Annotated in this window: 21 protein-coding genes; 9 read left to right on the top strand and 12 right to left on the bottom strand. The window is 53.4% G+C overall.

Annotation, left to right across the window (positions count from 1 at the left end; translation table 11 throughout):
- Window positions 1–129 precede the first annotated feature (129 nt).
- Window positions 130–354 (top strand): alpha/beta-type small acid-soluble spore protein, encoded by a 225-nt coding sequence (locus NYE74_RS09385; protein WP_036619831.1) that lies wholly within the window; start codon window positions 130–132, stop codon window positions 352–354.
- Between the two features lie 92 nt (window positions 355–446).
- Here NYE74_RS09385 and NYE74_RS09380 read toward each other — a convergent pair whose 3' ends face one another.
- Window positions 447–863: a hypothetical protein gene (locus NYE74_RS09380; RefSeq protein WP_036619829.1), complete on the bottom strand. Its 417-nt coding sequence runs from the start codon at window positions 861–863 to the stop codon at window positions 447–449.
- 1,235 nt (window positions 864–2,098) lie between these two features.
- Window positions 2,099–3,901: a M3 family oligoendopeptidase gene (locus NYE74_RS09375; RefSeq protein WP_036619827.1), complete on the bottom strand. Its 1,803-nt coding sequence runs from the start codon at window positions 3,899–3,901 to the stop codon at window positions 2,099–2,101.
- A gap of 102 nt (window positions 3,902–4,003) precedes the next feature.
- Between NYE74_RS09375 and NYE74_RS09370 the strand changes: the two genes are divergently transcribed.
- Both NYE74_RS09370 and NYE74_RS09365 read left to right on the top strand, forming a co-directional pair.
- Entirely contained in the window at window positions 4,004–4,228 is a 225-nt protein-coding gene (locus tag NYE74_RS09370; RefSeq protein ID WP_036619824.1) for a YycC family protein, read from the top strand.
- Window positions 4,225–4,458, top strand: coding sequence for a hypothetical protein (locus tag NYE74_RS09365; protein ID WP_036619823.1), 234 nt, complete (start codon window positions 4,225–4,227; stop codon window positions 4,456–4,458). Before NYE74_RS09370 ends, NYE74_RS09365 begins: the two co-directional genes overlap by 4 nt.
- Window positions 4,459–4,575: 117 nt before the next feature.
- On the opposite strand, the gene NYE74_RS09360 is transcribed toward NYE74_RS09365, so the two are convergent.
- Together NYE74_RS09360 and NYE74_RS09355 are read right to left on the bottom strand one after the other, a co-directional pair.
- Window positions 4,576–5,274 (bottom strand): DUF2225 domain-containing protein, encoded by a 699-nt coding sequence (locus NYE74_RS09360; protein WP_036619821.1) that lies wholly within the window; start codon window positions 5,272–5,274, stop codon window positions 4,576–4,578.
- A 54-nt stretch (window positions 5,275–5,328) separates the two neighbouring features.
- Window positions 5,329–5,706 carry a globin domain-containing protein gene (locus NYE74_RS09355; RefSeq protein ID WP_036619818.1) on the bottom strand — a complete coding sequence of 126 codons (378 nt, stop codon included), beginning with the start codon at window positions 5,704–5,706 and terminating at the stop codon, window positions 5,329–5,331.
- Between the two features lie 406 nt (window positions 5,707–6,112).
- On the opposite strand from NYE74_RS09355, the gene ylbJ reads away from it, so the two are divergent.
- The 3 genes from ylbJ (at window position 6,113) to NYE74_RS09340 (ending at window position 9,764) form a co-directional block, all read left to right on the top strand.
- Entirely contained in the window at window positions 6,113–7,345 is a 1,233-nt protein-coding gene (gene ylbJ / locus NYE74_RS09350; RefSeq protein ID WP_036619815.1) for a sporulation integral membrane protein YlbJ, read from the top strand.
- A 96-nt stretch (window positions 7,346–7,441) separates the two neighbouring features.
- Window positions 7,442–8,245 carry an NAD kinase gene (locus NYE74_RS09345; protein WP_036627564.1) on the top strand — a complete coding sequence of 268 codons (804 nt, stop codon included), beginning with the start codon at window positions 7,442–7,444 and terminating at the stop codon, window positions 8,243–8,245.
- Between the two features lie 46 nt (window positions 8,246–8,291).
- Window positions 8,292–9,764 (top strand): S41 family peptidase, encoded by a 1,473-nt coding sequence (locus NYE74_RS09340; protein WP_036619814.1) that lies wholly within the window; start codon window positions 8,292–8,294, stop codon window positions 9,762–9,764.
- 104 nt (window positions 9,765–9,868) lie between these two features.
- Here NYE74_RS09340 and NYE74_RS09335 read toward each other — a convergent pair whose 3' ends face one another.
- The 3 genes from NYE74_RS09335 to NYE74_RS09325 form a co-directional block, all read right to left on the bottom strand.
- On the bottom strand, window positions 9,869–11,869 hold the full coding sequence (locus NYE74_RS09335) for a PTS fructose transporter subunit IIABC (protein WP_036619812.1): 2,001 nt from the start codon (window positions 11,867–11,869) through the stop codon (window positions 9,869–9,871).
- A gap of 140 nt (window positions 11,870–12,009) precedes the next feature.
- Window positions 12,010–12,924 carry a 1-phosphofructokinase gene (gene pfkB / locus NYE74_RS09330; protein ID WP_036619811.1) on the bottom strand — a complete coding sequence of 305 codons (915 nt, stop codon included), beginning with the start codon at window positions 12,922–12,924 and terminating at the stop codon, window positions 12,010–12,012.
- A gap of 2 nt (window positions 12,925–12,926) precedes the next feature.
- Entirely contained in the window at window positions 12,927–13,673 is a 747-nt protein-coding gene (locus NYE74_RS09325; protein WP_036627562.1) for a DeoR/GlpR family DNA-binding transcription regulator, read from the bottom strand.
- Between the two features lie 296 nt (window positions 13,674–13,969).
- On the opposite strand from NYE74_RS09325, the gene NYE74_RS09320 reads away from it, so the two are divergent.
- Window positions 13,970–14,143 carry a hypothetical protein gene (locus NYE74_RS09320; RefSeq protein ID WP_270620240.1) on the top strand — a complete coding sequence of 58 codons (174 nt, stop codon included), beginning with the start codon at window positions 13,970–13,972 and terminating at the stop codon, window positions 14,141–14,143.
- A gap of 505 nt (window positions 14,144–14,648) precedes the next feature.
- Here the strand turns inward: NYE74_RS09320 and NYE74_RS09315 are convergent.
- The gene (locus NYE74_RS09315; protein WP_036619810.1) at window positions 14,649–14,963 is read right to left on the bottom strand and encodes a YutD family protein; all 315 of its coding nucleotides are present in this window, start codon (window positions 14,961–14,963) and stop codon (window positions 14,649–14,651) included.
- A 25-nt stretch (window positions 14,964–14,988) separates the two neighbouring features.
- The gene (lipA, locus tag NYE74_RS09310) at window positions 14,989–15,888 is read right to left on the bottom strand and encodes a lipoyl synthase (RefSeq protein ID WP_036619809.1); all 900 of its coding nucleotides are present in this window, start codon (window positions 15,886–15,888) and stop codon (window positions 14,989–14,991) included.
- 149 nt (window positions 15,889–16,037) lie between these two features.
- On the opposite strand from lipA, the gene NYE74_RS09305 reads away from it, so the two are divergent.
- Window positions 16,038–17,090, top strand: a complete 1,053-nt coding sequence (locus NYE74_RS09305) for a M23 family metallopeptidase (protein WP_213510580.1) — start codon at window positions 16,038–16,040, stop codon at window positions 17,088–17,090.
- Between the two features lie 33 nt (window positions 17,091–17,123).
- Here the strand turns inward: NYE74_RS09305 and yunB are convergent, their stop codons facing one another.
- Entirely contained in the window at window positions 17,124–17,996 is an 873-nt protein-coding gene (gene yunB, locus NYE74_RS09300; protein WP_036619806.1) for a sporulation protein YunB, read from the bottom strand.
- Window positions 17,997–18,201: 205 nt separating this feature from the next.
- Here yunB and NYE74_RS09295 point away from each other — a divergent pair, with 205 nt between their 5' ends.
- The gene (locus NYE74_RS09295; protein ID WP_036619805.1) at window positions 18,202–18,561 is read left to right on the top strand and encodes a hypothetical protein; all 360 of its coding nucleotides are present in this window, start codon (window positions 18,202–18,204) and stop codon (window positions 18,559–18,561) included.
- 57 nt (window positions 18,562–18,618) lie between these two features.
- On the opposite strand, the gene NYE74_RS09290 is transcribed toward NYE74_RS09295, so the two are convergent.
- Together NYE74_RS09290 and NYE74_RS09285 are read right to left on the bottom strand one after the other, a co-directional pair.
- A complete protein-coding gene (locus tag NYE74_RS09290; RefSeq protein ID WP_115311350.1) occupies window positions 18,619–20,805 on the bottom strand; it encodes an ATP-dependent helicase in 2,187 nt (728 codons plus the stop codon).
- Window positions 20,806–21,262: 457 nt separating this feature from the next.
- Window positions 21,263–22,177, bottom strand: coding sequence for a transposase (locus NYE74_RS09285; protein ID WP_124333209.1), 915 nt, complete (start codon window positions 22,175–22,177; stop codon window positions 21,263–21,265).
- Window positions 22,178–22,763 lie beyond the last annotated feature (586 nt).

Here is a 22,763-nt window from a genome sequence, read left to right as displayed (position 1 = left end):
CTTTTTGCGCGCCGCTGGCCGCCGATTTCTGAAATGAAATAATTACCACTACTAAAGATCGAAGTCTACCCGCATATTTTTCTCCCTAGGAACCATACTAACACCACAAAGGCAAAGGAGGTGACAACGATGGCAGGTAGAAGCGGAAGCCGAAACAACCTTATCGTTCGTGAAGCCAACGCCGCGCTGCAACAACTGAAATTTGAAGCAGCTCAAGAACTGGGCGTCCAAATTCCGCAAGACGGATACTACGGGAACTACACATCCCGTGAAACCGGCTCCCTCGGGGGTTACATTACGAAACGTCTGGTTCAATTGGCGGAGCAGCAATTGTCGGGTCGTTCGAACCTGTAACTTGCATTCTCCTATCATTTAACACTATAGGGAACAGGCGATCTGCATATGCAGGTCGCCTGTTCCCCTTTAATGTCCCCGTTTACCGCGGTTTAAGAGGTCTTATCTTGTTTGTATGTATGGATGGCATCTTTACGCGAGTAGCGTTGGATCAACAAATTGGCCATGTTGTAATTCGATTCCAATATGGCATCGACGACAATCATTCCTTGGCGAAGCGCAAATTCATAGCTGATTTCCCCGTGAGTCCAATACCGTTTGAACTTTAACGATTCGAGGGCCATCCTCCGAAAACATTGCATCTGCTCCATGGTCAGCCCTGCGCCCTCATCGGCGAGATGCCCGTTCCGTCCGGCAATCGGATTGTGGCGGATTCCGAATTTTCCGATGGTATTGTTGCGGATTTGGATGAATACGGTGCCTGATGTTAATCCGGAAAGCTCCTCTTCCAGCTCCTTAAATGCCATTTCCACTTGTCTGGCGAGTGAAATTTCATCGATTTTCAGCATATCCACCCTCCCTTCCCATGTAAGTCCCCATTATATAGGGCTTATGTCTCATTATAGGCCATAATTATATAACGTTCAACAATATACAACAAATTTGGTTAATAATTACTTTGCAAAATATGACTGTAATTTCTTTTAATTACACAGCTCATCTTTCGCAGTAAAAAATCGGCAGGTAAGTCTTGATGTAGCGCATCTACCTTTTGCACCGTAGCCGTTTCGAGCAGTGTCACAAATCGATGCCAGGTAATAGGGCTGTCTAAAGGGTCTTTGTGTCTTGGTGTCCCTGCCTGCTGCCTGCCTTTGCACGATTATCCCTTTCGTTCAGTGAGCAGGGGGGCTAGGGCAAGGGCTCCAAAAAAAGAAAGAAGAAAAAGAGATGGGAAAAAATGAGGCGGTTCAGGTGAAATGTCCGGCTTGATAAGGGAACGTACGTTTGGTACAATAAAATAAATGGAACCTGTGTTCGTGTATTTTTAATTCGAGGGTGAGCCTGATATGGAAGTCAATGTGGAAACAGAACTTCAACCATTTAGCAGCCGTTACCAAAGCGAGCAGGACTGCCCGGAGCGGAAGAAACGATGCGGCAGAAGTTGCTGCGCATGTGTGTGGCGATTCCCGCGATCCCTTACCGCCGGCTGATCGTATGCCAACCAAACCAGCCCCTTACGGCTGCGGCTTGATCGAGACGCCGGAACGGTGCGGGGGAGTTTGACGCAGATCAACTTGATTGGTGTAGACTAACATGAACGGTGCGGGCGTTATTGAAGACGGAAGGGTTCAGGCTACAGCAAAATCACGGTCTTTTCGTTTCCCTCGCGTCTTGTCCTTGATCTCCTGTCTTGATCTCTTGTCTAGATCTCTTATGCGGTCTGTTTCACCTTCTCTAAACCCTGATTTCTTCTCCTAAGCCCGTTTAAATTATCTCGAATCTAGCTGTTTCTCCACCAATTATTTTCTTCTCCCGAGCTTGTTTGTTTCCCTGCTACCTGATCAAGCGGGATAATCGTGCAAAGTCCCCAGACAGCGAGTGTTGATCTGCCACCCCCCCAAGAAAAGAATACTTTAATTCGTTGGGCAGTTGATTTAGGTCGGACTGATGGCCTATAACAATGTTCTCCTTGATTTGGAACGACTACCGTCACTGGGGTCCGTTAGCTTCGTGATGATTGCGCGTGGCCGTAATAAAAACGGGCCCTCACCGCCACAATATGACGGGGGCCCAATCACACAATTTATTTTGTCAATTCCAGGAACGCATCGACGTCAGCCACGGATAACGCCATCGCCTCGCGCCAGAAATCCGGCTTGGTCAAGTCAACCTGCAGATGTTTGGCGGCCAGTTCCTCCACCGTCATCCGGCCCGTATCCCGCAGCAGCGCGTCGTATTTCTCCGCGAACGCTTGGCCTTCCCGCTGCGCTATCGCGTAAATGCCGGTACTGAACATGTACCCGAAGGTATACGGGAAATTATAGAACGGTACATCCGTGATGTAAAAATGCAGCTTGGAAGCCCAGAAATGCGGGTGATAGTTGCCCAGCGCCCCGCGGTACGCTTCCCGCTGCGCTTCCTCCATCAGCGCGGACAATTCGCCGGCGTCCAGCAAACCTTGCCGGCGCTTCGCATAAAAGCGCGTTTCGAACAGGAAGCGGGCATGGATGTTCATGTAGAAGGCGATGGATCTCTGGATTTGGTCGGCGAGCAGCACGATTTTCGCTTCCTTGCTTGCCGCGTTTTTCACCAGGGCGTCCGACACGATCATTTCCGCAAAGGTCGAAGCGGTTTCCGCGACGTTCATCGCGTAATCCTGGTTGAACACCGGCAGCTCCTCCATCAAATACTGATGATAGGCGTGACCGAGCTCATGAGCCAGCGTCGACACGTTCGAAAGCGTTCCCCCGAACGTCATGAAAATCCGCGTTTGCTTGCTGACCGGAAGCGCGGTGCAGAAACCGCCCGGCCGTTTGCCGGAGCGGTCCTCCGCTTCGATCCAGCGCTTGCGGAACGCTTCGGCCGCAAATTCGGCCAATTTCGGACTAAAGCCGCCGAACTGCTTGACGATATCTTGCGCGGCCTGGTCGTACGTAATTTCTTCCGTCACTTTGCCGAGCGGCGCGTCCACATCGGCCCAGTTCAGCTTGTCGAGCCCCAGCAGCTTCGCTTTCCGCTCCAAATAAGCGACGAATTTCGGCTTGTTCTCCTCGATCACTCGCCACATCGCATCCAGCGTTGCCCCCGACATGCGATTGATCGCCAGCGGCTCCTTCAGGATATCGTCCCAGCCTCTCTTGTCGTACAGCTTCAAACGGAAGCCCGCCAGCCGGTTCAGCGTGTCCGCGCAATAATCGGCGGAATTGCTCCAGGCTTCCTCCCAGCTGGCAAATACCCGCTCGCGGACGCTGCGGTCCGGATCGTCCAGCTTGTTGGCCGCTTGGCCTACGGACAGCATCTTCACTTCGCCGCCCGGCTCCTGGAACGGCACGTTTACTTTGGCGACGATCGTGTCGTAATGCTGTCCCCAGCCGTGGTAACCGTCGATAGCCAGGTCCGAAGCCAGGCTCTCCAGCTCGGGCGGCAGCTTCTCGCGGGCTTCATCGCGCTTTTCGCTGAGCACGAAGGAAAGCGGGGCGATCTCGCCGCGCTTCATCCAGTCCGCCCACACCTCGTCGCTCGTCAAACGCAGCACGTTCCAGAACAAGGTCGTCACATTGTTGTACGCGGCCCGAATCGACGTTACTTTGGCGTCCAGTTGAACCGCCTTCTTGTCATGCTGATCCTGGGCCGTCAAACAGGATACAAAGCTGCCCGCTTCCGTCAGTTTGGCGGAGGCCGCCTGCAGCCCTTCAATGATTCCGTCAAAAGCTTCCGTGTCCTTAAGCGAGGCCGGCGCGCCCATCTCCTCGATCGCTGCGTGGTAACCGGCAATATCGCGTTCCAACGTCTCAAGAAATTCGCGGAACGCCGCGGAAGAAGAGCCTCCCGGGAAAATCGAGTCAAGTTCCCAGGCCGGATCTAGGGGTCCATTGAATAATGTCATGGATATTGTCTCATCCTTTCTTCAATCGTTTATTATTGATGCCTAAGCAGGCTGAAAAGTATGCTATTATATAGCTACCAGCTCGACAGGAGGGATATTCATATGAAGCCGCTACAAATTTCACCGGACACCGCCGTTAAATTAGCAGCGAAATTAAAGGTGCCGCTCGAGCATCTGATGCATATGCCGCAGCACATTTTACTCCAAAAGATCGCCGAGCTCGCCAAGGAAGAAGCCGGAAGCAAACCGGCCGAAGCCGGCGCGGAACCTTCCGCGTCCGAACCGGCGGGCGACTCGAAGCCCGGGGATCCGAAGCAAAGCTTATGATTCCGTTTAACCGGTCTTGGCCTTACGATGTGGTCATGGGAGACGTGTATGTACAGGATTGTCCTTTTTGCGGCGCCGGCAATGTGCTGCTCCCGTTAAAACCGCGCGACCTCAAATCCATCAGCGAAGGCAAAAAAAAGCTGCTGGTGTTCCCCTGCTGCGGAAACAAGGTCCATGTGCTGGACTGCGACAACGACTACTTGCTCACCGACACGGTGTTAAGGCGCTAACCCACCAGACGCTTTCACAGGCAACGCTTATCGCTGCAATTAGGGCCGTTCATTCAAAGAACGGCCCTCTATAATTTGATCCGGCAGGCATCCAATATTCTTTCCGGTAATCCGGCGTTAACTCTGCATTTCCTCCGGAAGCTCGTGCCCGGCGCCAAGCATTTCCTCGCGCAGCACCGCCCACTGCTCCCGCGATGCCCGGATCATGGCGGCGTCCATGATCTTCTTGTCGTTAATGACGCGGCTGAACCATTTGACGGCATCGTGGTAATTGCCGACCCGGCGGTTCAACTCGCCGATCAAATACATCAGCCTGGCGTCGCTTCCTCCCACGCCCTCGGTTTCATAAACGCGAACGTAAGATTCCAGCGAATACTGGAGAAAACGCTTCTCCTGCTGTTCATTGTTCCGGTAGCGGTACAGCCAGGCAATATGATGCAAGAGACTGGCGATAATCCGCTCCTTCTCCCCGATCGTTTGCGCGCACAGCAGCCCAAGCTTGTATGTCTCGAGAGCCGCGGCCCAGTCGCGGTGCCCGCCGTAATCCCGTTTGATGAACTTGCTGCCGATCGCTTCCTGAAACAGCGCCCGCTGCTTGTCGTTCAGTCTGTCTGTGGAGTTCTCCGTGGAAGCAAATCCGCAGGAAGGGCATACCCTGACGACATAATAATCGGGATTCTCCTTCTGAAAATATCCGCAGAAATCGCTATCCGTCCGCACGGCCCGCTTAAAGCTCGGCCTTACGCGCGACGTCGAAAACTCGTGTTCACAGTAAGCGCAGGTAATTTTGATCTGATAAAGGGGTTCAAGTTCCAATTCTCCAACTTCCTTTCCAAAAGTCCGCCTTCGTCGTATGTCCGGCGTCTTGTCCTAAGGTGTGTTTACGAAATGGAAAGCGGGACCGGAAAGGCGCTCAAGCACGAACCCACGGAGCGGCTCCTCGATTCCGATCTCCTCCAGGGCGGCCCGCATGCAGGCCAGCCAGGCTTCGGCGCGCTCCCTCGTCACCGGGAACGGCATATGCCGCGCCCGCATCATCGGGTGGCCGAACGCATCGGAATACAAGGGCGGCCCGCCGAAAAACTGCGTCAAAAACATGTACTGCTTCTCCATAACCGGCGTAATGTCCTCAGGAAACAGCGGTCCAAGCAGCGGATCTTTCTGCACCTTGGGATAAAAGGCTTCCACAAGCCGCCTCAGCGTTGGGCCGCCGCCAAGATTGTCATAGAGGCTTAAGGTTGGATTCATATACTCACCGCCTGCTTTTCAACTCTTTTTATTATAGCAAAAAAAAATAAAAGCTCCTATCGGAGCTTCTGCGTGTGGGTATGAAACATCAAAACGATCAGTAGCTGCTCCAGTCCTCTTCACCGGAATGGACGAGAGAGGCCCGGATAACGTACACAAAAGCGCATACGAGAACACCTGCAACAATGCTCATTATCATCACTCCATCCACAAAATTTTACTTCTGCGAGGTCCATGATCGTAAGGAAAGCTGGTACTAAAGTTTCAATTTTATCATCTAAATTTATTCTAGCACAAAAATACCGAAAGATCAGTATTTGCCGCGGCCGTTTAGTTTATTTTTTTGTGCTGTTTGTCCCACAAAATACATAAACTTCACTATGATCCGATGTGGAGGCGCGTTACTATGGTCATAAAACGAATGGTTGCCTTTTTTCTGCTCATGTCCTTAGCGGCCTTGGCCGTGCTGATGCTGCGCTATCCGGAACAGTCCTGGCAAGCCGGCGTCCGCGGGCTGGCGATTTGGTGGGATGTGCTGTTTCCGTCGCTGTTCCCGTTTTTTGTAATCTCCGAAATCATGCTTGGATTCGGGATCGTGCACTTTTTGGGCAAGCTGCTCGATCCGTTGATGAAGCCGCTTTTCCGCATTCCCGGCAGCGGCGGCTTTGTACTGGCTATGGGATTCGCATCCGGGTATCCCGTCAGCGCCAAGCTTGCCGCCAAACTGCGCGAGCAGCGCCTCGTTACCCGCGAAGAGGGCGAGCGCCTGGTGGCCTTTACCACCTCCTCCGACCCGATCTTTCTGATCGGCGCCGTCTCGGTCGGTTTCTTCGGCAACCCGAAGCTGGCCGGGGCGCTCGCGCTTGCCCACTACGGCGGGGCGCTGCTGATCGGAGGAATCATGCGGTTTTACCGGGCGGGCGCCCCCGGAACCGAAGTTCGCGCCGATGCGGCTTCCTCCCGGCGGCTGAGTTTAAAGCAGGCGCTGCAGGCCATGCACCAGGCACGGATCAGCGACGGGCGGAGCCTCGGCGAACTGCTGCGCCAGGCCGTCGTTTCGTCCCTGCAGCTTATGACCGTCGTCGGCGGACTTGTCGTGTTCTTCTCCGTCATCCTGGAGATTCTGACCGCCTCCGGCGTCATGAACGCCCTGTATGCCGCCCTGCGCTGGCTGCTGCCCGCGGTTGGGCTCCCCGCGGAGCTGGCCGAGGCGATCGTCGGCGGCTTGTTTGAAGTTACGCTCGGCGCCAAGTCTTCCGCCGCTCCCGAAGGCATCCCGCTGATGTACAAAGCGGCGGCGGCGGTGTTTATTTTATCCTGGGGCGGGCTTTCGGTGCATGCCCAGGTGGCCAGCATCTTAAACAGCAGCGATCTGCGTTATTTGCCGTTTCTGTTCGCCCGCTTTCTTCACGGCCTGGTTGCCGCGGCTTTGCTGCTCCTGATTTGGGAACCCGTCATGGGCGCCGCGCCGGCCTTCGGCCTGTTTTCGCCCGCGGAAGCCGCGCAACTTCCCGGCTGGCGGTCGGTTCCGGCGGCGTTCCGGCTGGCGCTTGCGCTGGTCTTGACGCTGATTATTTTGTCTGTCCTGTCGAGAATCATTCATCGCTGGCTTGCAAAACCAAAGAAATATTTAAGTTGAATTTTTGAATAGGATGGGGGAAGAAACGAAACATTGTGTTCTGCCGGGGAATTGATTATGATCTTTACAAAAGGATCTTCAAAGGAGCTTGTCATCTTGAGATATTATGTGCTAGACCGTGGCGATCAGTTATCTGTCGATTTAAGCGAATCTTTTCATAAACTGGCTGCCCAGCAGGGCCTGCAGTTCGACGCCAAATCCCCGGACATCGTCGTTTCCATCGGAGGGGACGGCACGATGCTGCATGCCTTCCATACGTTTATCGATCAGATTCCATCCATCGCTTTTGTCGGAGTTCATACCGGTCATCTCGGTTTCTACGCCGACTGGAAGGCCGACGAGATTCCCGAACTCGTCAGCATGATGGGCGGACACGCGGGCTCCGGATTCCCCAAGCCCCGGATGGTTCGTTACCCGCTTATCGAACTGGAGATTCAAAAGAAGTCGGGAACCTCCTCCTACATATGTCTGAACGAATTTACGCTGAAAGGCGTGGACGGCACCGTTGTCGCTCAAGTGGACATCAACGATCAAATGTTCGAAATGTTCCGGGGGGACGGCATCTGCGTATCTACTCCGTGCGGAAGCACCGCCTACAACAAAAGCCTGGGCGGAGCCATGATCCACCCGTCGATCGAAGCGCTGCAAATTACCGAAATCGCCTCGATCAACAACCGGGTGTTCCGGACGATGGGCTCGCCGCTTGTGCTGCCGAAGCATCATCATTGCGACATCTATTCCAAAAAAGAGCAAAACCTGCTGCTTACGGTCGACCACATCAATCTGCCCATGGACGACCTGATCTCCGTGCGCTGCCGGGTGGCCGACCAGAAGGTCAGCTTCATGCGCTATCGTCCGTTCCCTTTTTGGGACCGCGTACGCAACGCTTTCCTAGGCTGATTCTTGGGACAAGGCTCCAGAAAATTTAGCAAAGGACGAACCCAATATGAAGAAGAACCATTTCCGCAAGTACGTTATCATTCCGCTTTTAGCTTTGTCGCTGTTAGGATTGCCGCAGGCGGCCGGCGCCGCGGAAAGCACCGCTGCGGCGAACGAAGCGAATGAAGCGGCCGAAAATTCCGATCTGGTCGTGCTTGAAGAAGTGTTGGATCTTTTGGATGCGTACAACATCGAAGGGGTGGAAAGGGAGCAGTTTTTGGAGAATGCCATCCGGGGAGCGGTTTATTCCCTTGACGACCCGTACAGCGATTATTTCACCAAGGAAGAGCTGCAGAGCTTTGAGGAAAGCCTGAACCAGGAATATGTCGGCATTGGGGCCACGTTTCGGTTTACCGGCAGCAAGCTGTATATCACCGATGTGATCAAAGACTCTCCGGCGGCGAATGCCGGCCTGAAGCGCAGCGACATCATCACGCTGGTTGACGGGAAGGCGGTAACCGGCAGCGAAGACATCGCCCGGATACAAGGCCAGGAGAACACGATCGTCAATATAACGGTGAACCGCAACGGGCAAAAGCTGACCTTTCCGATCAAGCGGGGGCATTTCTCGTTGCCGTCCGTGACCGGGATGCTTATTCCTTCCAGCAGGGTCGGCTATATCGCGATTTCTTCCTTTTCCGAAAACGTGGATAAAGAATTCGCCGATGAATTAAGCAAACTGCGGGGACAAGGCATAGGAGCGCTGGTGCTCGACTTGCGGGACAATCTCGGCGGCTATGTGGAAGCGGCTGCGAATATCGCCAAGCATTTTATGAAGGAAGGCGTGCTGATGTATACGGCGGATCAAAGCGAGACGCTGCAGCCGTATACGGTCAAGGGCGGCGAAAATATCGGGATGCCCGTCGTCGTGCTCACCAACGAGCTGACGGCCAGCGCTTCGGAGATATTAACGGGCGCTTTGCGCGACAACGGAATCGCCAAGGTCGTCGGTACGCAAACGTACGGCAAAGCGCGAATCCAGAATATTTTCTCCTTGTCGAACGGCGGCTCGCTGAAATTAACCGTTCAGCGTTACTTAACGCCGAAGGGGGAAGACTTCAACCACGTCGGCCTCAAGCCGGACATCGAAGTGAAAGGCAGTGCGGCAGCCCAACTGATCGCCGGTTTGCATCAGGCCGGGGTGCGGAAAATCGAGCTGAGCGGAAGCCCGTCTTCCCTGACGATTAACGGCGCATCCTTCTCCGGGTATGTCGACGTGCTGGAAAGCGGCAAAAAAGTATACGCCCCGGTTCGCGTCCTGGCTGCGCTAGTGCAAGGCGAGCCGGCCTGGAACGCCGCTGCGCAGAAGCTGACGATTACGGACGACAGCGGCAAGACGATCGGTTTCTCCACGGCTTCCAAAAGCGTCAAAGTCGTCGATGGCGAGTCTTATGTGGAGCTGCACGACTTCCGGCAAAAATACCCGGCCCTGAAATGGAGCTACAAGCAAGGCATCCTGCAATTATCCGTCAAATCCTAAATTTTAATGCAAAACGCCTGCGGACGTTGCCGTTCCGCAGGCGTTTTTGCGTTTGCTGAATATGCCCTAAGGCAGTTCTTTTCGGTATAACGGGATTACCCGTTTTAATTCGCCGCCAAAGTCTTTTTCCATACCCCGAGCACCAGTGCGGAAACGACCGAGCCGATCAGCACCGCCAGCAGGAACAGCAGGGCATGGTTGGCGAGAACGGCGACGAAAATGCCGCCGTGCGGCGCGGGAACGTTGATTTTCCACAGCTGTGTCAGCCCGCCCGCGATCGCGGAGCCCAGAATGCAAGAGGTCAGAACGCGCATCGGGTCCGACGCGGCAAACGGAATGGCGCCTTCCGTAATAAAGGAGAGACCAAGCACGTAGTTCGTCACCCCGGATTTACGCTCTTGCTCCGTAAATTTGCCTTTGAAAAACGTCGTGGCCAAAGCGATCGCCAGCGGCGGAACCATCCCGCCGGCCATAACGGCGGCCATCATCGCTCCGTTGGTGTTTCCGCTCGACGTAAACACCCCGATGGCGAAAGCGTAAGCGGCTTTGTTGAAAGGCCCGCCCATATCGATGGCCATCATACCGCCGAGAATAAGTCCGAGAATCACCATGTTTCCGGTACCCAGGTGATTCAGCACATCGATAAGCCCCGTGTTAATCCAACTGAAGATCGGATCGACAATGTAGAACATGATGGAGCCGGAGATCAAAAGGCCGAATATCGGATACAGCAGGATAGGCTTGAGTCCATCCAGCGTTTTCGGCAGCCCGGCGAAAACCTTACGCAGCAAGATAACGACATACCCGGCCAGGAAACCTGCCGCAAGCCCGCCAAGGAAGCCGGCGTTGGCGTTGACGGCCATCAGACCCCCGACCATCCCGGGCATCAGGGCCGGGCGGTCGCCGATGCTGAAAGCGATGAAGCCGGCTAAAATCGGAATCAGGAAGTGGAAAGCCCCGTTTCCGCCGCCGATCGTTTGCAGCAGTTGGAACAGCGGGCTGTTCTCCCCGGCCACCTGCTCGATCAGGAACGAGACAGCAAGCAAAATCCCGCCGCCGACGACAAAGGGCAGCATATGGGAAATCCCGCTCATCAAATCCTTGTAAATTTTGCTGCGCCCGCTCCGCTCCTCGTTTCCGTTCTCAGCGGATTTGGCGCCGCCGCCGCGGTAGATCGGCGCATCGCCGCTCACCGCTTTCCGGATCAGCTCCTCGGGCTTGCGGATACCGTCGGAGACCGGTCTTTGCAGGACCGGCTTCCCTTCAAACCGGGCCATCTCCACATTTTTGTCCGCCGCTACGATAACGCCTTGGGCGCGGCGGATTTCATCGGCGGTAAGCACGTTCTGCGCGCCCTCCGAGCCGTTGGTTTCGACGCGGATGGCTACCCCCATCTCGCGGGCTTTTTTCTTCAGCGCGTCTTCGGCCATAAATGTATGCGCGATCCCCGTAGGGCAAGCGGTAACGGCGACGACGAACGGCTCCGCGTCCGCCGGACCGCCGCCGCTGAAAGCTGTCGGCACTTCCTTCTTCGCTGCATCCCCACCGGTCACGTTGGTATTCGCTCTGTTTGCGCTCGGGCCGCTTTTGTTCCCGCCCGTTCCACCGTTAGCTCCAGCTGAGTTTTCCGCTTCTTTAGCCGCCTCTTCCTCGGCTTGTTTGGCATCAAACAGCGCCGCCACTTCGTCCGGCGTTTTCGCTTCCTTCAATTTGGCGATGAAGCCGCTGTCAATCAGCAGACGCGAAAGCGCGGCGAGCGTGCGAAGATGCGTGTTCCCCGCGCCTTCCGGAGCGGCGATCATAAAGAACAAATAAGCGGGCTCGCCGTCCAGGGCGTCGTAATCGACCCCTTGGCCGCTTTTGGCGAACACGACGGTCGGCTCGTTCACCGCAGCGGTTTTGGCATGGGGCATGGCGATTCCCCCGCCGATCCCGGTGCTCGCCTGCTCCTCGCGCTTCAGAATCGCTGCCTTGAATTTTGCCGGGTCATTGATTCTGCCGCTGGCCGCGAGGCTGGCGATCAGCTCGTCGATCGCCGCCTCTTTGCTGGACGCCTGCAAATCCATAATCATCGTTTCTTTAATCATCAGATCCGTAATTCTCATGGTACTCACTCCCTATAAGAATCTATATAAGTTAGACTCCCGCCTTTGCTTAAGTTCAACTTATATACCAAGTTCAAAATCGATATAAGCATGTATCGAAACATGGCTGATGGCTTAAAACGTCCCCGTTTACCCTCGTCTCATGACCAACGGGAAATTTCCACCTGCGGCCGCAGCTCATTGATCCGCTCCCGCGTCGCCAAGTCATCGGAAAACGCCGTTGCGCTTCCCGAAGCGACGCCCGTGCGGAACGCTTCAAGAGCGTCCCCCCCCAGCGCGAGCGTGCCGACGAACCCGGCGACCATCGAGTCTCCGGCTCCGACCGAGTTCCGGACTTGGCCGGACGGAACGTTCGCGTAGTAAACTTCCTCTCCGGTGATGAAGAAAGCTCCGTCGCCCGCCATCGATATCAGGACGTGGCGCGGGCCCTCCTGAAGCAGCTTTCGGCCGTAAGCGACAATCTGTTCTTTGGATTCCAACGCCACGCCAAACAAATCGGCCAATTCATGATGATTCGGTTTGATCAGCAGCGGCCGGCTGGCAAGCGCTTGTTTTAACGGCTCCCCGGTCGTGTCGATAATGAAATCCGCGCCGGTCGCTCTGCAAACGCCGATGATCCGCTGATAGAAATCGGCGGCGAGTGACGAAGGGATGCTGCCGGACAGGACCACAACATCGTTTTGCTTTAACGCCGACAGCTTGCGCATCAAAGCTTCTTCTTCCTCCGGACGAATCTTCGGACCTTGGCCGTTGATTTCCGTTTCCTGTCCATGCTTTAGCTTGATGTTAATCCGCGTATCGTCGGCGACATGCACAAAATCGGTACGAACCGCTTCCCCGCGCAGCAAATCTTCAATATGGCGGCCGGTAAACCCGCCAAGGAAGCCGATCGCCGTATTCTCCGCGCCAAGCCGGTTCAGCACGCGCGACACGTTGATTCCTTTTCCTCCGGGAAGCTTTAAATCCCGGGTCATCCGGTTCAAACCGCCCAGCTTCAAATCCTCCACTTCCACGACATAATCGATGGAAGGGTTAAGCGTTACAGTATAGATCATGGTTATCCCTCGATTACTTTAGTTTTCTCGGTGATGGGTCCGCGCCAAGCGTCGGGCAGCGACTCGGTGATTAGAATCGCTTCCTCCAAATCGAATAATTTGGCAAAAGCGATGTCTCCGATTTTGCTGGAGTCGGCCAGCACGTAGGTACGTCCGGATAGCTGATGAGCCCGTCTTTTTATAATGGCCTCTTCCGGATCGGGCGTTGTATAACCCATCCCCGCGTCAACTCCGTTCGTCCCCAGAAAGCACTTGTCAAACCGGAAATTGTCCAGGTTTTGCAGCGCCATGCTGCCGATCACGGCTTTAGTATGCACCTTCATCATCCCGCCCAATAGATAGCTTCTGATGTTTTTGCTGACGAGCGCTTCGACATGTGACAAACCGTTCGTAACAACCGTGACATCTTTGGCTTCAATAAAAGGGATCATCGCCAGCGTCGTCGTTCCGGCGTCCAGATAGATGCATTCCCCGTCCACAAGCTGTTCGGCGGCCAAACGGGCAATAACGTTCTTTTGTTGAATGTTTTTGAACGTTTTTTCTTCAATGCCCGGCTCCCAGCTTTTCTGATTGGCCAGTGTGGCACCCCCGTGAATGCGCTTGAGCAGATTCCGGTTTTCAAGATCGACAAGATCGCGGCGAACCGTAGATTCCGAAGCATCCAGCAGCTCGACCAACTCTTGAAGCTTAACGACGCCCTGTTCCTGTAAGCGCTTCATAATCAAATCGTATCTTTCTTCTGTAAGCATTTTCATCACCTATCCGTTTCTTATAGTATCATAAAATCAGCAAAAATCAATCAAAATATATCACAAACATTCAATTTCATTCAGACTTTAGCAGCTTGGGTTGTCTTGTGGGCCGATTCTCTGTTCTCCCGTTGCATAAGATGACACCACCGCTAGATTTTACCTTATCTTATCAAAAAGTACATAGCAAATAGCCTTATCAATCGAAGGCATTGCTTTCACATGCTGATCGCTGGAGATGAGCACGCCGCTACAACCGATTTTGCGGTTTGAATCATGAAGGTGGGTCCAAACTGATGCCTGCGTGGAGTCGTAGGGGGTACGAGGAACGTTTGAAGGAAGGTAGAGAGGAAGGGAAGGAAAAGGCCGCGCTTAATATGCTGCGTGAGGGAATGGAGATATCGTTGATTGCTAAAGTTACGGGGCTGTCCGAAGAACAGGTGGCGAAGCTGAAGAAGCAGACAAACTAGGAGATAAGGCGTCTAGATACATTTCCTGGGCAAACCAATATTCTAACGGTTGCCACAAGCGCTATTTGTTCCAATACGGTTGATTTCAAATTGTAACGGTTGCCATGGAGCTTATTTCACTGAAAACCGGCAATTTTTGCTTGGAGGCAGGCAAATAACGGCGCTCACAGCCGTTAGCATTTAGAAAAGGGCTTTTTTCGATAAATAGCGGCTGCTGCAACCGTTAGATTTCCGGCGGGCGACCTGTATCGATTCAAAAGCCAACGCATTTAACGAAATCTTGAACAAAAGATAACACCTTTTTACCGCTATGTATTGAACGTTCATACCCCGTACACGTGTTTAACAGCCTGTTGTTCAGCAGCTAGATCATCCAGCAGCCCGTGTTCAGCAGCCCAGACCATTTCTAGCAGCCTGTTGTTCAGCAGCCCACGGCCGTTCTAGCAGCCTGTGTTCAGCAAGCCAGCTGTCCATGGTCTGACAGCCAGCCGCTAAGCCCAGACGCCTATTTGCCGCCCGCGTGCCCCGTTTCCGCATGATTATGATTATCCTTGACTTTCTGGAGCACGAAGTAGGCGCAGCCAAAATTGCAATATTCGTTGATATAATCCGTAATCCCGGAAAAAGCGGTATCCCGGTTCGCTTTCGGATGATTGTCCCGCAGGAAACCTTTCAGGCGGAGCTTCTCGTACCCCCAATCCCCGATAATGTAATCGTAACGGTCCAAAACCTCGCTGTATCTTTGCTTGAAGGCTTCAGGGTCCCAGGCGTTTTTGTAGTTCTGAATCAGTTCGTAGGTTCTTCCGCCGATTTGAATCAAGGGTGTTTCCTCCTTAAATCAGCTATTAGGATGATGTTGAAACGCCTTCTTCCTTGCGGCTCTTGGCCGATTTCACCTGCTCATGCGCATGATAGGAGCTGCGGACCAGCGGTCCGGATTCGACGTGGCTGAATCCCCGCTTCATGCCCTCCTCCTTCAAAGCCGCAAATTGTTCGGGCGTATAATATTTCTCCACCCGCAAATGCTGAGGGGTAGGCTGCAAATATTGGCCGATCGTCAAAATATCGCAATCAACGGCGCGCAGATCGTCCATCGCCTGCAGGATTTCCTCCCATTCCTCGCCGACGCCGAGCATGATGCTCGATTTCGTAGGGATATCCGGTTTCATCGTTTTGGCACGCTGCAACAGTTCGAGAGAACGGCGATATTTCGCCTTTGCCCGCACCCGGTCGGACAACCGCTCCACCGTTTCAATGTTGTGATTTAGGATGTCCGGCTTTGCTTCCATAACAGTGCGAAGCGCCTCTTCATCTCCCTGAAAATCGGGAATCAGCACTTCGACGCTGCAAAAAGGCAGGCGCGCGCGAATCGCCGCAATGGTCCCGGCAAAAATGCTGGCTCCCCCATCGCGCAAATCGTCGCGGGCCACGCTGGTAACGACGCAGTGGCGCAGATTCATCTTCTCGGCCGCTTCGGCCACCCGCTCCGGCTCCTGCAGATCGAGCTCGGTGGGCATGCCGGTGTTTACCGCGCAGAAACGGCAAGCCCGGGTGCAAATATCCCCGAGAATCATAAAAGTTGCGGTGCGGTTCGCCCAGCATTCGTATATGTTCGGACACCGCGCCTCCTCACACACGGTATGTAACGTTTTGGAACGCATCATATTTTTGATGTCCTGATAATTGTCGCCGGTTGTCAGCTTGATCCGGATCCAATCCGGTTTGGGCTGGAGTTGTTTAGCCAAGGCAACAGACCTTCTTTCTCTTGAAATAAGCCGTAGCGGTCTTTATTATACCATGAATCGTCCAGAAAAACCTATGAAATGGAATAAAAACACAGCATTTGCCTCAAGCTAAGGAACGTTCAACAAACCTGTAAAGGAGGAATCATCACGTGAAGTCTCATCCGATCTCCTTCAGCAAATATGCTCGATGCTTGATTTGCGTGGCAATCCTTTCGTCTTTGTGGACGATTCCCGGATTTGGAGCCGCTTATGCCGAAGCGCCGGGTACGGCCGCCGCCGGCTCCGCCAAAAACGTGTACGAGCTGCGTCGCAGCCTTTACAAAGAAATGGGAATTTTGACCCAAATCCCATGGTATTGGCTGGCGGCGGTGGACCAATATGAACGCACCATCACGCCGCGGAAAAAACAGCAGGAAGACCGTCTGACCGGAATTCGCTTTAAGGAAGCCTTTTGGGCCGGTCCGCTTAACCCCGATCCGGAGGACCGGAATCCGGCGACGATCGGATTGTTCGGAGGCATCGGCAGGGACGCGACGTCCGACGGAGCCGCCGACCCGAAAAACGACCGGGACGCTTTGTTTACCATGGCCTCCTATTTGCTTGGCTTCGGCTACAACGAAGACGATTTCCGCATCGCCTTATGGCGTTATTATCAGAGCGATTCGGCCGTGGAGCGGATCCGCCAGTTCGCCAAGCTGTACAAAACGTTTGGCAGGGTGGACCTGTCGGACAGCGCCTTTCCGCTGCCGCTTCACAGCAACTATACATACCGGGATACCTGGGGAGACCGGCGGGGATGGGGCGGCAACAGGATCCACGAAGGCACCGACCTGTTCGCCCCGATGGGCCTGACCGTCCGCAGCGTCTGCTACGGCATCGTGGAAACGAAGGGCTGGAACCCATATGGCGGTTGGCGTATCGGAATCCGCGACATTTACAACCGCTATCATTACTACGCACACCTGCAAGGCTATGCCAAAGGCGTTGAAGTCGGCCACATCGTCGAGCCGGGGCAAACGATCGGTTGGGTCGGCAGCAGCGGATACGGGCCGCCCGGCACGTCGGGCAAATTCCCCCCTCATCTCCATTACGGCATCTACCGCGATACGGGCAGTGCGGATTGGGCGTTTGATCCGTATCCTTTGCTCAAAAAATGGGAAACCGCCGAAGCGGCGAAAAAAAATAAAAGGCCCGGCTCCTGAACATGGATCGGCCCTTTTCATTTCATATCCGAGTCAGGGAGAAGGGGTGTGTTCGCCTGCGTTCTGTCCCGCGTTTTCCGCCGGTTCCCATTCGGCGTCCGGCTCGCCCGGATCGGCTTCCGGCGCCGCGCCATTCCCCGGTTCGGAGTTCATTCCGTCCGGGAGCTGCCGCTCCCGTTTCTCCTCCGTTCCCGGCAGCGACGGCAAAGCGATATTCGGCGCGCTCGCCTGGCTTTCTCCGACCGGATTGCCTTTGCTGTCATAATAATACATCGGGACATCGCCGACGACGAGCAAATAGGAAACCGGGATTTCCGTTTCCACGACCTGCGATTGCATATCGAAGGGAACGACAACGGCCAGCTCCGTCTTTACCCGCAAAAACACCTCCACCAGAATCATGTTGATCCCCGCATCCTGCCGGCGCGTATTCAGGTCCACCTTGACGTCGCCCTTCGGTTCGATTTTAATGGGAATGCTGGGCCCAAACGAAGCGAGAATCGGACTCCCGAGCGCCTGGCCGAGAGGGATATGCTCCGACAGCCTCGACACGTCTTCCAGCGTATGCCTTACCGTTTGAATCGTCTCGGACGTGATTTTCATATGCGCCGAATAATTTAGCATAAATCCAGTGATTTTACCGGAATCGTCGGTTTTCCAATCAATCAAGTCTTCGACCTGCTGCCCGCTCGCCACCTGGGCGGCGATGGCGTCATTAATCGAATCGGTGGCAATTTGCTTGACCCGGATTTGAGCCAAGTGAATGATCGGCTCCCGCATATGCTTTTCGACATATTGAAAAAATTCAAACACAGCAAAAAAGGCGATCGCCAAGATGACGATCCACAGCGTCCGCCTGCTTCGCGGTCTTCTTCTCCGGCTTTTCCACCCGCGCCGTATTCGCATTGTCCAGCCCCCTTGCACCGGTAAAGCTTCTATACAAGTTATGCGGGACAGGGCAAAAAAAGAAGGACATGGAAAGAACCAGGATAATAGTTAACACTTGTTTTTCCTTCTTATTTGTTTTATAGTTCTTTAGTATCACTTTTTAGTTCTTTTTTCATATGACGCATTCATTTTGCAGCATAAACATTCAAGGGGACATTTCATCATGAACAGCTCAAAACAACTGTACCAGGTCACCGGAGATCTACGGCGGGATCAACTGAATTTTAAAGTAACGCCCTGGAAACTGCTGATCGAAACGAACCGCTACTATGAAATCAAACCGGCCAACGGCGCTGTAAAAAGGCTGTATAAAGAAAAGTTGAACATGGCGGTCCATGAAACGAAATCTTACTGCGACGGCAACCTGACGGTATCCGGGTTTTGCATGGAAGAACATATCCCGGAGATGCAGCGGCTGATCATCGATCAGCTTGAATCGAAAATCCGTAAATATTTGAAGGACCTCGAGTTGAATCAAAAAGCGCTCGATCTCAACCCCGCCTCCGAAAAGGCCCGTATCTGAAGCAAACAGCAAGCCCCGGAAACCATGGCTCATGGGTTTCGGGGCTTTTTCATAATATCATACCGGCTCCAGCAGCCCCATTTCCAGACAAGTGGCTATGGACAATTCTTTTTCCCGCGAAGCGAAACGAATGTGAATCCGGTCCAGATCCTCATCGATCTTGATGATCGTCCCTGACCCGAATACCCTGTGGCGAACGGACATCTCCGGAGTCAAATCCGCCTTATTGCGAAACGCGTTGGGATTGAAAGCTTTTCCCCGGCTATCTTTTTTCCGGTTCCCCGCCCCTTCCTCGTCCGGCGGATTTATGATGTCCCTGACGGCCGTTACAAACCGCGACTTCACGGCTTCCTCACCGTCTCTCTTACGATACGCGGCCAGCTCAAGATGTTTTTTCGCCCGGGTCATGCCGACATAGAACAAGCGGACGGCTTCTTCCATCATGTCATCCGCGCCAAGATCATCGGAAGATGGAATGATGCCTTCCACGAGGTCAATCATATACACCCGCTCAAACTCAAGTCCCTTGGCGCTATGAAACGTTGAAAAGGTCACAGCGTTCTGGTCTTTTCTAAACTTGGCATGCTTTAGTACGGACTCCAGATGCTTCAGCCGGTCGGCGAACGCCTCCATCGTGTCCAGCCCGTCAGCAATGTCTTCCAGCGTATTCAGGATGCCGATCAAATATTCCTTGCGGAATCCAAGCCGCTGGCAGAGCTTTTCCAGCGCTTTTTCATAACCCAAACGCCCCCGAATGACGCGAATGGCCGGCCGCGGCGGCATCCCGCTCATCTGCTGAAAAGTTTCCTTGCTTTCCAGCAACGGCTTTACTTGATAATCCTGCAATGGGACATGCCGCAGCAAATTGTCGAAAACCGACTCATTATTGTCGATCCGCTTTAACGCGGCCATCTGCTGCTTGCTGATATACCCGTTCAATTTCAGGTGAATCTTCTCCAGAATGTCCGCCCGTTTATCGGTAAACGTCATCCGCATAAAATTTAAAACATCCTCGACGACCCAATGTGAGAAAAAACGCTGATCCGCATCCTTCATATAGAAAGGAATGCCCGCCCGGTCAAACTGATTCATCAAGGCGATGGACGACGAGTTGTTGCGGTAAAGCACGGCAACTTCAGAGAGATTTTCGCATCTTTGGATTTCCCGCACGAGATATTTCGATTGATCCCGGTAATCCGAAAAACTTCTGATCTTGATCGGCTTGACCGGCGGGTTTCTCGTGAACATATTTTTGTCGTAGCGGTTTTTGTTCCGCTTGATAAACTGATTTGCAACGGCAACAATATCCTGCGAGGAACGGTAATTTTGCTCCATGAACAAAGTGGCGGCATCCGGATATACCTGCTTGAAGTTCAGCAGATAGGCCGGTTCCGCGCCGCGCCAGCTGTAAATGGACTGGTCGTCGTCGGCGACCACGCATAAATTGCCGTGTTCCCGGACTAATTTTTCGATAATGGCATGTTGTACCTGGGAAGTGTCCTGGCTTTCGTCCGTTAACACATACCGAAAACGTTCCTGATACCGCCGCAGCAGCTCCGTATCCTCCCGCAAAGCCTCGTTTCCCAGCACAAGCATATCGTCAAAATCCACCAGCAGCCCGTCATACCCCGTCCTTTTCAAACTCTCGTATTCACGCAAAATCCGTTCCGCCTCGGGGACATCCACCCGGACCGAAGACCATTTGTCCGCAGGAATCATTTTGTTTTTGATGTAGCTGATGTAGGTAGTCAGTTCCTCCATCTGATCATCGGTCATCTTCTCGCCAACGATGGATTCGAACAAATTCCGCAAAATGACTTTTTTGTGCAGCGGCGGACGATGCGGATCATACTTTCCTTCCTCCTCCGCATCCAAATTGCCCTCAATGATGCGAAAAGCCCTATTTGTCTTCCGAAAATATTCCCGCATCACCTCATAAGCAAAGCTGTGGATCGTCGAAAAATCAACCGCCGGAAGCTGGGGAAAAAAGCGCTTAAACCGCTCCTTCATATCGTTCGCCGACGCCCGGCTGAAAGTAACCGCCTTGATGCGGCGGGGATCCACGTTTTTCTCCTCGATAAGATAACCTATCCGCATAATCATCGTCGTAGTTTTGCCCGACCCGGGCGAAGCGAGCAGAAGCAACGGCCCTTCCGTATGGAGCACCGCTTGCTTCTGCACCTCATTAAGTTCAACGCCCAATTCTTGTTTTTTTCGTATAAAAAAAGCTTCCGGATTGCTCATTACCTCTACTTCCCTTTCATTTCACCGTGCGTATAGTATACTTATATACTTCTATTATATCGCAACCTGTCTTGGCAAATAACAGTTGAGCTGGAGAAGGCCGGTGGGATGGTTGGTTGGCAGAGCAACACCCGCTGTCTGGACGCCTTTGCATGATTATCCCGTTTGATCAGGAAGCAGAGAAGAAGATAAGTTCAGGTAGAAAGAGATATATTGGGAGAAGAGGATATTGTTCGGGATGATAGGATATATTCAGGAAAAGACGATATGTTTGTGAGAAGCAGACATGTTCAAGATCATTAGACACAGGTTCGGGAAAAGGAGGTTTAGGAGAAAAGAAATGAAGCAGACCTGACGATAGGAATGGGGCAAGACACCGAAAAAAAATGAAAAGACCATGATCTTGCTGCACCTTGAATCCGTTTGCAGCAACGTCTGTAGCGTTCAATCATTCCTATTAGGCCGCAGCCGCAAGGGGCTGGTTCGGTTGGCGCGCGATCAGCCGGCGGTAAGGGATACCCGGAATCGCCACACACATGTGCAGCAACTTCTGCCGCATCGTTTCTTCCGCTCCGGGCCGTCCTCCTTGCAGGCGCAGCCGGCGGCGTCCGGTGTATTCGTTCAAGTACGCCTGCAGATGCTTCAGTCCCAAGGCTCCATACGTACTCTTCAGCGATTCCCACGCCTCTCTTACCACTTTCCGCAAGGGCACATACAGCCGAAAGGCCTGAGGGAACGACTGCACCGCCGATGTATGGACATCCACATGCCCGCCAATAAACGCGATTAGATCGTGACGGTTTGCCCTCTTTTCGCCTCCCCGCTTATACGGCACTAGGCGGATTTTGACCTGCTCCGGCTCGCCCGACTCCGTGACCGTGCAGCCGGCTACGACCGCCGAGGCGTACGGATGCGAAAGCTGACACCGGGACGGATTACGCCCATACTGATCGCTGTTCACCTTCACGTCTCCGGAAAGCAGTTCCCGGGCATCGAACTCCCCCACGGCATGACGTATTTTGTGCAGCATTGACCAGGCGGTCTTGTAGGCGACCCTGATCACCTGGCGCAGCCGCAGCGCCGAGATGCCGCCTTCAAGCAGGAACAACTCCAGGGCCTGAAACCACTTCACCAGGGGGAGATGCGTTCCTTCAAAAATCGTGCCGACCAAAGGCGATGTTTGATGCTTGCACTTTCCGCACTCGAACAAGGGGATATGCCGGGAAGTCAGATAGCTGCACCGGGTGTGAGCGCAGCGCGGGCAGACAAAGCCGTTTGGCCACTTCATCACGATTAGCGCTTCCATGCAGTCCTGCTCGCTGTTAAAACGGCTGCTGAATGGTTGAAGTTCCGTTCCCGTATTGACTTCCATATTCGCTCGCCCCCGAATCAAGAATATACGAACATAGATTCCATTTATTTCATTATAGCAAACATGCGTTCTCTTATCAAGCCGAAAATCTCACTGAACCGCCTCATTTTTTCCTTATCTCTTTTTTATTTATTCCGTACACTAAGCCCCCCTCCCCCCCCTGAACGAAGGGGATAATCGTGCAAAGGCAGGCAGCAGACAGGGACACCACCAAGACACGAACCCACTTATTCAAAGAAAAAGATCCCGTCTATGCGAGTCCCCGCAGGCCCCAAATCCAAGTTCATCGGAACATTTGTATTCAAATAGCGTCTATTAAAACAGCTGGATTGAGTGTAAATAAATTCAACTAGGGAGTGAAACCATGTTCGAAATGCAGAACCATACCATCATGCTTAGCCTGTAACAACAAATATCTTTCTGGGGGTTGTTGCAGGCTAAGCCCTAATCCCAGGGAGCGTGATGGAGCATGAAACCGACAAATAACAATCGGACTCGCGATTATTATCGCCACCACAGAAACAGAGTTATTAATCGTAAGAGAAAACTAATCGAACACTTTCAGTGGCGTGTACAAAACAACCAA

It is taken from the genome of Paenibacillus sp. FSL P4-0127 (assembly GCF_038007325.1).
Taxonomy (GTDB): domain Bacteria; phylum Bacillota; class Bacilli; order Paenibacillales; family Paenibacillaceae; genus Fontibacillus; species Fontibacillus macerans.
The sequence above is the reverse complement of the archived record's forward strand: the minus strand, read 5'-3'. Positions and strand labels throughout refer to the sequence as shown.